This window comes from Williamsia sp. R60, from assembly GCF_054063855.1.
Genome location: NZ_JBSSGR010000004.1, coordinates 522,856 through 536,606, shown reverse-complemented (window position 1 = coordinate 536,606; position 13,751 = coordinate 522,856). Strand labels below are relative to the sequence as shown.

Here is a 13,751-nt window from a genome sequence, read left to right as displayed (position 1 = left end):
ACGGTTCAGCCGAGTTCGACGGCCACCACGCCTTTTCGGATGCTGGCGATGGCCGCAGAAGCGGAACGGGTCAGACGCGACTGCCCGGACGTCTGCAGGCTTGCGGCGGTTCTGATCTGTTCGAGCAGGTCGATGACCTGGCGGCTCCATCGGACGAAGTCACCGGCCGGAAGTGAAGTGCCGCGCTCCCCGGCCGCCGCGAGCACCTCGGTGAGGCCTCGCCCCGATGCCCACAGATAAATCGCCGTGGCGAACCCGGCGTCCGGCTCGCGGGTGGGTTCCACGAGATGCTTCATCTCCAGGCGGGTCAGGTCGTGCCAGGCCGAGTGGGTCCGGTGCAGTGCGTCGCGCACACTGACCACTCCGGTCACGAGTTCGGCGCCACCGTACGAGTCGCGCCGGGATTCGTAGACCACCGACGATGCGACAGCCGCGAGTTCGGACGGACCCAGGTCATCCCACAACCCGTCTCTGATGCTCTGACAGATCAGCAGGTCGCTTTCGCTGTACACGCGGCTCAGGGTGTCGCCAGCCGACGTGATGTTCAGCTCGCCCTCCGAGTCCGCCTTCTCGAGGTACCCCAGTTCGACGAGCACCGCCACGATGCGGTTGAAGTTGATCGACAACGTCGAGGTCCGCTGGGCAACCGACTCTTCGAGCGCCGAGATCTCACGCGCAACCCGGTTTCGTCGTTCGGCCAACCGAAAGAGTTCGTCGTCTTGAGGTATCTGATGTGCCGGGTGGTTGCGCAGTTCGCTACGTAAACGACTCAATTCACGATCATCTGCCGCGCGGGCGCGCTTCGCCTGTTTACCGCGGGGCATGTCGATGCCCGACGACCGCAACGCGGACGCGAGGTCTCGTCGACCGCGCCCCGTACGCCTGTCGATCTGCTTGGCGAGCCGCATGTTGCCGAGCACCTGGGGCGGGTTCAGGAAGTCGCGGGGACCGACCCTGCCACACCAGGCGTCCTCGCAGATCACAAGCGGCTTGGGATCGCGAATGTCTGTCGCCGGTTCGAGAACCACCGCGAGCCCTCGGTGCCGGCCACCGTGCAGGCCGATGACCTGACCACGCTTGAGTGCGGACAGATCTTCGACCGTGCTCTGTTGCGAGGCCATCCGTGACTCGAACTTGAGCGAGCGCTCTCGCGACCGGATCTGCTCGCGCAACCTGGTGTAACCCAGGAACCCGTCGATGCCTTCGTCGAGGCCGCGGCCCTCGGCGCGGCCTTCCAGTTCGACCTCGATCTTGCGCAGTTGACGGCGCGCGGTGTCGATCTGCCTGGCCTGACCGACCACCGACTTGTCCGCCTGGAACTGTGCGAACGATCGATCCAGCAGATTTCGTGCACCGGCCAAGCCCAGCCGCCCGATCAGGTTAACGGCCATGTTGTATTCAGGCGCAAAAGAACTGCGCAACGGGAACGTGCGGGCACCAGCCAGGCCTGCGACGCGCGTCGGTTCGAGATCGTCGGTCCACACGACCACTGCGTGGCCCTCGATGTCGATCCCTCGACGCCCGGCTCGACCGGTCAGCTGGGTGTACTCCCCGGGCGTCAGGTCGACATGCGCCTCGCCGTTGAACTTGATCAACCGTTCCAAGACGACCGATCGTGCCGGCATGTTGATCCCCAAAGCCAGTGTCTCGGTGGCGAACACGGCTTTGACGAGACCTTTGACAAACAACTCTTCGACGGCGTGACGAAACGCGGGCAGCAGTCCGGCGTGGTGGGCGGCGAACCCTCGCGTGAGACCTTCGCGCCACGCGTGAACGCCGAGGATGTCCTGGTCCGCTGCCGAGAGTTCGGCGACGTACTTGTCAACGATGACGTCGACCTGCTTGGCCTGGTCGGGCTCGAGCAACCGGAGGCCTGAACGCAGGCACTGGCTCAGTGCACCCTCGCATCCTGCTCGCGAGAAGATGAAACTGATTGCGGGCAGCAGACCTTCACGATCGAGACGCGCGATGAGGTCGGGCCGGGAAACCGGTCTCGGAACGCCCCCGCGGCGCCCCTCACCACGTTGAGGTCCGCGCCGACCGCGTCCGCGTGGGGGAAAGTCGTCGTCGCGGCGCGCCGCGAGTTCGCGGTGCCGGATGTAGCGGGTGAGCTCTGGATTGACCGCCGGCTTCTTGTTCGGTGCAGCGGCATCACGGTGATCGAACAGGTCGAAGAGTCGGTTACCGACCAGCATGTGCTGACTGAGCGGCACGGGCCGATGTTCGTCGACGATCACCGTGGTGTCCCCACGGACGGTTTGAATCCACGCACCGAACTCTTCGGCGTTGCTGACCGTCGCCGAGAGGCTCACCACGCGGACGGAGGGAGCGAGATGCAGGATGACCTCTTCCCACACCGCGCCGCGAAAGCGGTCGGCCAAGAAGTGGACCTCATCCATCACCACATGCGAAAGACGTTCGAGCGCGGGTGAATTGGCGTAGATCATGTTCCGCAACACCTCGGTGGTCATGACCACCACGGGTGCCGAGGAATTGATCGACGAATCGCCGGTGAGCAGACCGATGGACTCCGCACCGTGTGCCCGGACCAGATCCGCGTACTTCTGGTTGCTCAGCGCCTTGATGGGGGTGGTGTAGAAGCACTTGGTGCCGGCGGCCAGGGCGAGATGCACGGCGAACTCGCCGACGATCGTCTTACCTGCGCCGGTGGGCGCGCACACCAGGACGCCGTGTCCGTCGGCGAGCGCCGAGCAGGCATCACGTTGAAACGGATCGAGGGCAAATGGCTGACGCCCCGCAAACGTGTCCAGCTCGAGTTGCGCCTCAGAGAGTGTCATCGAAGTGATCGGCTCCGCTCATCGAAGGGGCCGTCGACACCGGCGCGGGGCGCTCGACCGGGCCGGAAGCGGGTACTGATCCCGTCGGGCCGCCGATCGGCGAGGCCTCGTCATCACTGACGTCTCCCCATTCGGCTTCCTGACGTTTGGCCTTGCGGTAGTCGTGGAGATGCGCGATCTGGATGGCCATCTCGAGCAGGATCGTCAACGCACCTGCCAGGGCGAGCATCGTGAACGGATCAGAGCCCGGTGTGAAGAACGCGGCGAACACGAACATGCCGAAGATCAGTCCGCGACGCCAGGCCTTGAGTCGCTCGTAGCTGAGCACGCCGATCATGTTCAGGGCCACGATCAACAACGGCAGTTCAAAACTCACGCCGAAGATGATCAGTAGATGCAGCAGGAAGTTGAAGTACTGGTCGCCGGCGAGCGCTGTGATCTGCACGTTGTCACCGATGGTCAGCAGGACCTCGAACGCCTTGGTCATGACGAGGTAGGCAAGTACGGTTCCGGCGAGGAACAGCAGGGCCGCGCAGCTGACGAACGAGACCGCGTACTTGCGTTCCTTGTCATGCATGCCCGGGGTGATGAACTCCCACAGCTGGTAGAACCAGATCGGGCACGCCATCACGAACCCAGCGGTCAACGCCACCTTCAATCGCAGCATGAACTGGTCGAACGGACCGGTCGCGAGAAGACGGCAGGCATCGTCGCCGGTGAGGTTGGCGCGGGAGGATTCCGGCAGGTTGCAATAAGGCTCACGCAGGAGATCGCCGAGCGAGTCGATGCCCAGGAAGCCATGGGAGTACCACACGAAACCGAGGATCGTGGTGAGTGCTATCGCGGCCACCGAGATCAGCAGCCGGGTCCGCAATTCACGCAGGTGGTCCACCAACGACATCGTTCCGTCGGGGTTCACCTTGCGCTTGCGGCGCCGAGGGTCAAGAGGAATGCGCACGGTGTGAACTATTCAGGTCAGTGAGAGGTGCGCCGAACAGAAAGCGACCTCTCCGGTCCGCAGTGTGGTCCATGAAGAGGTCGTCGTCCTGTGCCGGCCGTACGGCGGTGGAAACGCTCAGGCAGATCTGCGTTCGGATTCGGTGCTGGTGGCCGAAGCAGCGTCCGTTCCCGTGGTGATCTGTCGTGGGTCCGGCGTCGCGGCGGTCGTCGGGGGTGTCTCCGTGTCCGACTTGCCGTCGTTCTGCATCTCCTTGACCTCGCTCTTGAAGATGCGCATCGACCTGCCCAGTCCGCGCGCGGCGTCAGGAAGCTTCTTTGATCCGAAAAGGATCAGAAAAACGACCACCACCAGGATGATGTGCCAAGGCTGTAATGCGTTCATGGTGCGGTTACCTCTCCCAATCGAGTATGTCTGCGATGCTACCCGGAAACCGGGCAGTCGACGTGTGAGTGCCGACGCTCGGCAATTGCTCAGCTGTACATCGCCAGCGTTGCAGCTGCCCTGGCCTGGATATCCGCGGCCATCTCGTCGGCATTGAGCACCTTGATCTTGCCACCGAAACCGAGAACGAACCGGGTGAGCCAATCGGCTGACCCGTACGTCATCGTTGCCAGCACCGGCTGATCCGAACCGGCGATCCCGTCAGGATCGACCGGCTCGATGAGGTAATAGTCGAGAACCCAGACCACCTCCGGATCGATCTCGATCACCGCCTGCGGCAACGTGGGGTCGGATTCGAAGAGCGCAAGCGTCTGGTCCGACTCGGCGGTCGCCGGTGGCCGAGCCACCTCGTCGAGTACCGATGCCTCGTCGATCCGGTCGAACCGGAACAACCGGATACCCCCGCTGGAACGGCACCAGCCCTCGAGGTATCCGCGACCGTCCACTGCCTGGATGCGGATGGGGTCGACGACCCGCTCGGTGACCTCGTCGCGGGATGCGGAGTAGTACCGCAGACGCACGGCATGACGCCGACGAACTGCATCCCGCACGGCGATCACCGCAGGCGACTCGGCCGGATCGGAGTCAGAGGTCGGTGTCTCGGTGACGGCTTCCCCTATCGGTGTACCCATCGCGTTCTCGATCTTCGCGATCGCCCGCCGCGCAGCAGCAGCATCCACCACGCCCGATGCGTCGATCAGCGAGCGCAGGGCCACCAGCAGAGGTGCGGCTTCGGCCGCGGTGAGCTTGAGCGGTCGGTCGATGCCCGCAGAGAAGGTCACCTCGACGCTGTCCTCGGTGAACGACAGATCGATGAGGTCGCCGGGTGAGTACCCCGGTAGTCCGCACATCCACAGTTGATTGAGGTCGTCCATCACCTGCTTCGGCGTCGTGCCGAGGTCGCGAGCCGCTTCCGCAGCGCTGACCCCAGGGTTTGCCAAGAAGTACGGCACCATCACGAGCAGGCGGGTGAGCCGACTGGTCCCCGAGCTCATGAGCTCACTCCTGCAAGGCTTTTCAGACCGTCGACCACGGTGTTTCGTAGTTCGGGGGGATCGATCACCACCGCGTCGGTTCCCGCTGCGAGAACCTGGCGGGTCAATCCGTCCACCGACCTCATCTCGATCTGGAGGACGGACCCCTGTCGGCCGTTGTGATCGCCAGGCTCCTCGCCTTTGGCCATCCGCCGCAGCCCGGCGGCTCGCTCCGCGGCGACCCACACATGGGCCGTGACCGCAGGACCCGAACGGTCGACGGCCGCGCCCACGATGGCTCGCAGATCCACATCTCCGGGCCGTGCGACGTCGCCGGGCTTACCGAACGGGGAGACCGTTGCGATACGGGTCAATCGGAACGTGCGGGTCTGTCCGCGATCGCGGTCGTGGCCGACGAGATACCACCGACCTTGATGGGTGACCACTCCCCACGGTTCGACCGTGCGGGTGACGTAGGGCGCGGTGCGCGATGAGCGATGTTCGAACCGCACCGGCCGGCTCTCCTCGAGAGCGGCCAGCAACGTTCCCAGGACTTCTGGCGACCCGATCCCACGAGGGGCACTCGAGTGGATCGCCGTGGCGCCCGCATCGAACGCTGATTCGGAATCCATCTGCACACCTGCGGCCCGCAACTTCATCAGAGCGCTGTTGCTGGTGGCCGCCAATTCCGGGGTGTCCCACAGCGCGGCGGCCAACGCGACAGCGGCGGCCTCATCGGTGTCGAGGTCGATGTCGGGTAGCTCGTAGGATTCGCGGTTGATTCGGTAACCGTCGACCGGCGAGAACCCAGAACTACGTCCCGTCTCCAGCGGGATGCCGAGATCACGCAACTCGGTCTTGTCCCGCTCGAACATCCGATTGAATGCCTCGTCGGATTTGGAGTCCTGGTATCCGGCGACACTACTGCGGATCTGGTCGGCCGAGAGGTATTGCCGGGTGGCCAGCAGACAGATGACCAGGTTCATCAATCGTTCAACCTTATTGATCGCCACCCGGACAGCTTAGTGTCGGCCTCGCTACATGGAGGCAATCAGGCGATCGACGCGCTCATCGACATTGCGGAACGGGTCCTTGCAGAGCACCGTCCGCTGCGCTTGGTCGTTCAGTTTCAGATGCACCCAGTCGACGGTGAAGTCGCGGCCGGCCTTCTGCGCAGCCGCGATGAAGTCGCCGCGAAGCTTGGCGCGCGTGGTCTGAGGCGGGGTGTCCACCGCCGCGGCGATGGCCTCGTCGGTGGTGACGCGCGCGGCCAGGCCCTTGCGCTGAAGCAGATCGAAGACGCCGCGACCTCGTTTGATGTCGTGGTACGCCAGGTCCAGCTGAGAGATCTTGGGATCGGACAGATCCATCGAGTAGCGGTCCTGGTAGCGCTGGAACAGCTTGCGCTTGATGACCCAGTCGACCTCGGTGTCCACCTTGGCGTAGTCCTGCTGCTCCACCGCGTCGAGCATCCGGCCCCACAGGTCGACGACCTGGGTCATCTGCTGATCTGGCTTACGGGTGCGCAGGTGCTCGACGGCTCTCGAGTGGTACTCCCGCTGGATGTCGAGGGCACTGGCCTGGCGGCCGCCGGCCAGGCGAACCGGGCGACGTCCCGTGAGGTCGTGGGACACCTCGCGAATCGCCCGAATCGGGTTGTCCAAGGCGAAGTCACGGAAGGCGACGCCGGCCTCGATCATCTCGAGGACCAGAGCCGCCGACCCCACCTTGAGCATCGTGGTGGTCTCGGCCATGTTCGAATCGCCGACGATCACGTGCAGTCGGCGATACTTCTCGGCGTCGGCGTGCGGTTCGTCGCGGGTGTTGATGATCGGCCGGCTGCGGGTGGTGGCCGATGAGACACCCTCCCAGATGTGCTCGGCGCGCTGCGACAGACAGAATGTGGCCGCCTTGGGCGTTTGCAAGACTTTGCCTGCGCCGCAGATCAATTGCCGGGTGACCAGGAACGGGAGCAGGACGTCCGAGATCTTCGAGAACTCACCGGCACGCACCACCAGATAGTTCTCGTGGCAGCCGTACGAGTTGCCTGCGGAGTCGGTGTTGTTCTTGAACAGGTAGATGTCCCCACCGATACCCTCGTCGGCCAATCGACGTTCGGCGTCGATGAGCAGATCTTCGAGTACGAGTTCGCCCGCACGGTCGTGCTCGATCAGTTGTTGCAGGTTGTCGCACTCGGCAGTGGCGTACTCGGGGTGCGAACCGACATCGAGGTAGAGCCGTGCCCCGTTCTGCAGGAACACGTTCGATGAACGGCCCCACGACACCACCCGGCGGAACAGATACCGAGCGACTTCATCGGGACTGAGCCGGCGGTGCCCATGAAAAGTACATGTGACACCGAATTCGGTTTCGATACCCATAATTCGTCGCTGCACGATTTCAACCCTACCGCCGAGTGTCCGAGTGGGTACGGATTCAGCTTTCGGTTCCATTGGAGCCACCGGCACCGGTCGCGCCGTCGGCGCCATCGGAGTCGGTGGAAGGACGTTCTGGCAACAGGTCCACCAAGGCGGTTCCGGTCAGCCGTCGGAACGCTCGTCGAGGCCGTCCGTGATCCAGGATTGCCACCTCGAGGTCGCCCGGTTCGAGCTTGCGCGGTTCGGCGGCGACTGTGGTGCTCGAGCCCGATCCGGTGCTCGAACCGTTGGGCGCAGGCGGGGTTTCGAGCGCCTTGATCGCCGAGGCCAACGCGCCTCGTAGATCGGCGTTCCCGTCGTAGGCGTCCTTCATGGACGCCGAGATCGCCTCGGTGGCGCCACCCATGACGAGGAACCGCGTCTCGTCGACGATGGACCCGTCATAGGTGATCCGGTACAGCTGGGACGGGCCCGGCTTTCCGGGCCGGCTCACCTCGGCCACACACAGCTCGACCTCAAACGGTTTCGGCTGCTCGGTGAACACCGAACCGAGTGTGTTGGCGTAGGCGTTGGCGAGCGACAACCCACTCACGTCGGCACGGTCGTAGTTGTAGCCGCGCATATCGGCGTGCTGGATACCGGCCTTGCGCAGGCTCTCGAACTCGTTGTACTTGCCGACCGCGGCAAACCCGATCCGGTCATAGATCTCGCTGACCTTGCGCAGCGTGTTGGAGGGGTTCTCGGCGACGAAGAGCACTCCGTCGGCGTAGGTCAAAGCGATGACGCTGCGGCCCCGGGCAATACCCTTGCGTGCCAGCTCTGACCGGTCACGCATGATCTGTTCGGCGCTGGCGTAATACGGGAACGTCATGACTGCGTCCCTTCGACGGCGGAGCGACGGGTGATCACCGATCGGGCCGCCTCTTCGATCTGGGCGGCGGACACCTCAGCTGCACCTTCGGCGGTCACCACCGCGGCAGTCGGGTACAGCCCCCGGACCATGTCGGGACCACCGGTGGCGGAGTCGTCGTCGGCCGCGTCGTACAGCGATTCGACAGCGATCTCGAGAGCTTGGGAGGCGGTCAGGTCATGCCGATACAGCTTCTTGATGGCCGACTTCGCGAATACCGAGCCCGACCCGATCGCCTGGAACCCACCGTGTTCCTCGTGGCGGTCCCCCGCGACGTCGAACGAGAAGATGCGACCCGGCCGCTGTGGGTCGATCGCATCGGAGTCGTAACCGACAAGCAGTGGGATGGCTGCGAGTCCGGCCATGGCCGCCTGGAGGTTGGAGCGGACCATCGAGGCAAGTCGATTGACCTTGCCGTCGAGGGTGAGCGAGACGCCCTCGATCTTCTCGTAGTGCTCGAGTTCAACGGCGAAGAGCCGGATCATCTCCACGGCGACACCCGCTGTGCCGGCGATGCCCGCCGCCGAGTAGTCGTCGGTGATGAACACCTTGCGCATGTCGCGACTGGCGATCATGTTGCCCGCGGTGGCTCGGCGGTCGCCGGCCAACACCACGCCACCCGGATACGCGATGGCGACGATGGTGGTTCCGTGCGGGATGTTCGCAGTTACCCCCTCGGGAAACCGGTTGACCGGCAACAGGTCTGGCGCGTGGTTACGCAGGTAGTCGGAGAACGACGAGATGTCCTGACCAAGTGACTGGATTCGATCGGTCACTGGCCGCCCTTCTGGACATAGGCGCGCACAAAGTCTTCGGCGTTCTCCTCGAGCACGTCATCGATCTCGTCGAGCAGGTCGTCGGTGTCGTCGGCCAGCTTCTCGCGACGCTCTTGACCCGCGCCCGAATCCGAACCGGCATCGTTGTCGTCGTCGTTACCGCCTGAACGCTTGGTTTGCTCCTGCGCCATCGCTGCCTCCTTCAGAACACGGCCCCGCCGGGGCCGTCCGTATATTCACACTACCGTTCAAAGCCGACACCGCTCGGGATATACGAGTCGTGCCAGATCCTCAATTCGTGAGCTGCTCCACGAGTTCGGCGGCCGAGTTCACCGAATCGAGCAGTTCCCCGACGTGCGCGCGGCTGCCTCGTAGCGGCTCCAGGGTCGGGATGCGGACCAGGGACTCGCCGCCCAGATCGAAGATGACCGAATCCCAGCTGGCGGCGGCTATGTCGGCGCCGAACCGCCTGAGACATTCACCGCGGAAGTACGCGCGGGTGTTCTCCGGCGGATTGCCGACGGCGTCCATCACCTGTTGCTCGGTGGTCAGCCGCTTCATCGAACCGCGCGCCACCAGTCGGTTGTAGAGGCCTTTGTCGAGACGGACGTCGGAGTACTGCAGATCGACCAGCTGCAACCGGGGTGCCGACCAGGCCAGGCCCTCACGGTTGCGGAAACCCTCCAGCAGGCGCAGTTTCGCCGGCCAGTCGAGCAGGTTTGCGCACTCCATCGGATCGCGTTCGAGCTTGTCCAGGACGTCGGCCCACGTGTCGAGTACGTCTTTGGCCCTGAGGTCATCGCTGTTGTTCTTGTCGTGGAAGGCGACACAGCGCTCGTGATAGATCCGCTGGATCGCGAGCGCGGTCATCTCTCGCCCATCGGCCAGCGCGACCGTGGTCTGCAGCGTCGGGTCGTGGCTGATGACGTGTACGGCGTGGACGGGGCGGGCCAGTTCTAGGTCACCCAGTTCGACACCGGCCTCGATCAGATCCAGCACGAGTGAGGCAGTGCCCACCTTGAGGTACGTCGCGGTCTCGGCCAGGTTCGCGTCGCCGATGATGACGTGCAGCCGGCGATAACGCTCGGGGTCGGCGTGTGGTTCGTCACGGGTGTTGATGATGCCGCGCTTGAGGGTCGTCTCCAGACCCACCTCGACCTCGATGTAGTCGGCGCGCTGGCTCAGCTGGAACCCGGCATCGTCACCGGACTGGCCGATACCGACGCGGCCGGATCCGGTGATCACTTGCCGGGAGGCGAAGAACGGGGTGAGTCCGGTAATCACAGAGGTGAACGGCGTGGACCGGGCCATCAGGTAGTTCTCATGGGTGCCGTAGGAGGCACCCTTTCCGTCGATGTTGTTCTTGTAGAGCTGTAGTTTCGGCGCCCCTGGAACGCTGGCGACATGCCGCGCGGCCGCTTCCATCACGCGCTCCCCCGCCTTGTCCCAGATGACGGCGTCGAGTGGATCGGTCACCTCAGGCGCCGAGTACTCGGGATGGGCATGGTCGACGTAGAGCCGTGCGCCGTTGGTCAAGATCATGTTCGCCGCGCCGACCTCGTCGGCGTCGATGATGGGTGCCGGGCCCGAACTGCGACCGAGGTCGAAGCCGCGTGCATCGCGCAGCGGCGACTCCACCTCGTAGTCCCAGCGAGTGCGCTTGGCGCGGGGCACCCCGGCGGCCGCTGCATAGGCGAGGACCGCCTGCGTCGACGTCATGATCGGGTTGGCACCGGGATCGTTCGGAGCCGAGATTCCGTACTCGACTTCGGTTCCGATAATTCGCTGCATTCCCCGAGCGTAGCCGGGGGTCGCCGGGCCCATACCGAGCGCTCCCGTCGAATTGTCCGGCCGTCTGATGACGAGCTGATGTACACAAGTTCTCGGGGGTCGCGAACCCGCTGTCGCGTGGGTAGGGTTTGCTCGGTGAAAGCACTGCGCCACTTCACCGTCCGCGCCCACCTCCCAGAGCCCCTTTCAGCCCTCGCCGAATTGTCGACCAATCTTCGATGGTCGTGGCACCCGGCCACCCAAGATCTGTTCGCATCGATCGATGCGGATCTGTGGGCGACCGGCAAAGATCCCGTGCGGCTGCTCGCCGATGTCGGACCGCAGCGGCTGTCCGCACTTGCCGCCGACGACGGCTTTCTTCGTCGCCTGGACGAGTTGGCGTCCGATCTGCAGAACTATCTGAACCGACCGCGCTGGTTCCAGGAGCAGGTGGCCTCGGGCAATCGCTTCCCCCGCTCGATCGCCTACTTCTCGATGGAGTTCGGTGTGTCGGAAGTGCTGCCGATCTACTCCGGTGGTCTCGGCATCCTCGCGGGCGACCACCTCAAAGCCGCCTCTGACCTGGGCTTGCCGCTGATCGGGGTAGGCCTGCTCTACCGCTACGGATATTTCCGTCAGTCGCTGACGTCGGACGGATGGCAGACCGAGCGCTACCCGAACCTCGATCCCCAAGGCCTACCTGTGCGAGCGGTGCTCGACGCCGAGGGCAATCCGGTGACAGTGCGGGTTCTCATGCCCGACAACCGCGTGTTGCACGCCAAGGTCTGGATTGCCGACGTGGGTCGAATCCCCCTACTGCTCCTGGATTCCGACATCCCCGACAACGACACAGATCTCCGGATGATCACCGACCGGCTCTACGGAGGCGATCAGGAACACCGGATCAACCAGGAGATCCTCGCCGGTGTCGGTGGAGTGCGCGCGGTACGGGAGTACACCCGGATCAACGCTCTGCCCGACCCCGACGTCTTCCACATGAACGAGGGGCACGCGGGTTTCCTGGGCGCCGAGCGGATTCGCGAGCTGGTGAGTCCGGCCGGCGCCGGGCTCGACTTCGACACGGCCCTCACCGCGGTGCGGGCATCGACCGTGTTCACCACGCACACACCGGTTCCGGCCGGAATCGACCGGTTCCCGATCGACATGGTGCGCCGCTACTTCGGCGACGACGGCGGGCAGTCGACGTTGCTGCCCGGGATCGAACTGGCGAGGATCCTCGAACTCGGCCGGGAGAAGGACCCGACCGTGTTCAACATGGCGCACATGGGTTTACGGCTGGGCCAGCGCACCAACGGTGTGTCCAAACTCCACGGGGCGGTCAGTCGCGAGATGTTCGGTCCACTGTGGCCAGGCTTCGACGCGGCCCAGGTACCCATCGGATCGGTGACCAACGGAGTGCACGCACCCACGTGGTCGTCGCGGCGTTGGGCGGAATTGGCCACTGACGGCGAGTCAGGCGGTCTCACCGAGACCGACGCGCTTGCCGCGATGAAAGATGTTCCGGCAGAGCAGATCTGGAAGACCAGAAATGAACTGCGCACCGAGTTGATCGCCGAGGTCCGCAGGCGCCTGCGCAAGTCGGGCCTCGAGCGCGGCTACTCGGCCGCCGAGCTGGGCTGGACTGCCGGCGTGTTCTCCGCGCGAGTGTTGACCATCGGTTTCGCTCGACGGGCGGCGACATACAAGCGGCTCACCCTGATGCTGCGCGACACCGATCGCCTCAAAGCGCTGTTGCTCGACAAAGAACGTCCGGTGCAACTGGTGGTGGCGGGCAAGGCCCATCCGGCCGACGAGGGCGGCAAGGCACTCATCCAGAAGATCGTTCGCTTCGCCGACGCCAACGATGTGCGGCACCGGATCGTGTTCTTGCCTGACTACGACATGTCGATGGCTCGATACCTGTACGGCGGATGCGATGTGTGGCTGAACAATCCGCTACGGCCGATGGAGGCGTGCGGTACCTCTGGCATGAAGTCGGCACTCAACGGTGGGTTGAACCTGTCCATCCTCGACGGATGGTGGGATGAGATGTCTGACAACGAGAACGGATGGGCCATCCCGACAGCGGACGGCGTCACCGACGAAGTCCGGCGCGACGATCTCGAGGCAGCCGCACTGTACGAGTTGCTCGAGAACGTGGTGGTGCCCAAGTTCTATGACGGGGGGCCAGACGGGGTCCCCACCCGCTGGGTGGAGATGGTTCGCCACACGTTGCATACCCTCGGGCCACAGGTCCTGGCCTCGCGAATGGTCCGCGACTACGCCGAGCAGTTCTACGCGCCGGCGGCCATCTCTGGCCACGCGGTGTCGGACAACGACTTCGCCGGAGCCCGCGAACTGTCCGGATTCCGTGCGCAGGTGGACGAGGCCTGGCCTTCGGTGAGGGTGCGCCACGTCGACACAGCCGGTTTGCCCGACACTCCCCTGCTCGGCTCGACCATGACGATCAGCGCTCATGTCGACCTCGCCGGTCTGAGTCCGGAACAGGTGCTGGTCCAGGCCGTGGTGGGTCGGGTCGATGAGGAGGAGAACTTGTCGCAGGTCGTCACCACGACGATGTCGGTGAGCTCCGGTGGCAATCTGTCCGACGATTCGACGATCTTTGAGGTCGCCGTACCGCTTCCGATGACAGGACCGGTGGGATACACCGTGCGAGTGATGCCCACCCATCCCTTGCTGACCAACACTGCCGAACTCGCGAAGGTGGCATTCGCCAATTAGG

The 13,751-nt window shown here is 64.4% G+C and carries 11 protein-coding genes; 1 reads left to right on the top strand and 10 read right to left on the bottom strand.

Translation table 11 applies throughout. The features are described from left to right. Positions 1-5: 5 nt before the first annotated feature. The 10 genes from ACVWY6_RS21440 to dop form a co-directional block, all read right to left on the bottom strand. Entirely contained in the window at positions 6-2,798 is a 2,793-nt protein-coding gene (locus ACVWY6_RS21440; RefSeq protein WP_457540771.1) for a DEAD/DEAH box helicase, read from the bottom strand. Beyond that, a complete protein-coding gene (tatC, locus tag ACVWY6_RS21435; protein WP_023959222.1) occupies positions 2,785-3,756 on the bottom strand; it encodes a twin-arginine translocase subunit TatC in 972 nt (323 codons plus the stop codon). The genes ACVWY6_RS21440 and tatC overlap by 14 nt, the downstream gene beginning before the upstream one ends. Before the next feature lie 117 nt (positions 3,757-3,873). Beyond that, positions 3,874-4,140: a Sec-independent protein translocase subunit TatA gene (gene tatA / locus ACVWY6_RS21430; protein WP_023959224.1), complete on the bottom strand. Its 267-nt coding sequence runs from the start codon at positions 4,138-4,140 to the stop codon at positions 3,874-3,876. A gap of 89 nt (positions 4,141-4,229) precedes the next feature. Further along, the gene (locus ACVWY6_RS21425) at positions 4,230-5,195 is read right to left on the bottom strand and encodes a helix-turn-helix transcriptional regulator (protein WP_457540769.1); all 966 of its coding nucleotides are present in this window, start codon (positions 5,193-5,195) and stop codon (positions 4,230-4,232) included. Next, on the bottom strand, positions 5,192-6,187 hold the full coding sequence (locus ACVWY6_RS21420; protein ID WP_062798145.1) for a helix-turn-helix transcriptional regulator: 996 nt from the start codon (positions 6,185-6,187) through the stop codon (positions 5,192-5,194). The genes ACVWY6_RS21425 and ACVWY6_RS21420 overlap by 4 nt, the downstream gene beginning before the upstream one ends. Before the next feature lie 24 nt (positions 6,188-6,211). Continuing rightward, positions 6,212-7,570, bottom strand: coding sequence for a Pup--protein ligase (gene pafA / locus ACVWY6_RS21415; RefSeq protein WP_457540767.1), 1,359 nt, complete (start codon positions 7,568-7,570; stop codon positions 6,212-6,214). A gap of 40 nt (positions 7,571-7,610) precedes the next feature. Beyond that, complete coding sequence (prcA, locus tag ACVWY6_RS21410; protein WP_062798144.1) at positions 7,611-8,423, bottom strand: proteasome subunit alpha; 813 nt, start codon at positions 8,421-8,423, stop codon at positions 7,611-7,613. After that, positions 8,420-9,238: a proteasome subunit beta gene (prcB, locus tag ACVWY6_RS21405; protein ID WP_023959234.1), complete on the bottom strand. Its 819-nt coding sequence runs from the start codon at positions 9,236-9,238 to the stop codon at positions 8,420-8,422. Before prcB ends, prcA begins: the two co-directional genes overlap by 4 nt. After that, on the bottom strand, positions 9,235-9,429 hold the full coding sequence (locus ACVWY6_RS21400) for a ubiquitin-like protein Pup (protein ID WP_023959236.1): 195 nt from the start codon (positions 9,427-9,429) through the stop codon (positions 9,235-9,237). Before ACVWY6_RS21400 ends, prcB begins: the two co-directional genes overlap by 4 nt. Before the next feature lie 100 nt (positions 9,430-9,529). Continuing rightward, positions 9,530-11,029: a depupylase/deamidase Dop gene (gene dop / locus ACVWY6_RS21395; protein ID WP_030162955.1), complete on the bottom strand. Its 1,500-nt coding sequence runs from the start codon at positions 11,027-11,029 to the stop codon at positions 9,530-9,532. A 135-nt stretch (positions 11,030-11,164) separates the two neighbouring features. Between dop and glgP the strand changes: the two genes are divergently transcribed. Next, on the top strand, positions 11,165-13,750 hold the full coding sequence (glgP, locus tag ACVWY6_RS21390) for an alpha-glucan family phosphorylase (protein ID WP_457540764.1): 2,586 nt from the start codon (positions 11,165-11,167) through the stop codon (positions 13,748-13,750). Position 13,751: the final 1 nt, after the last annotated feature.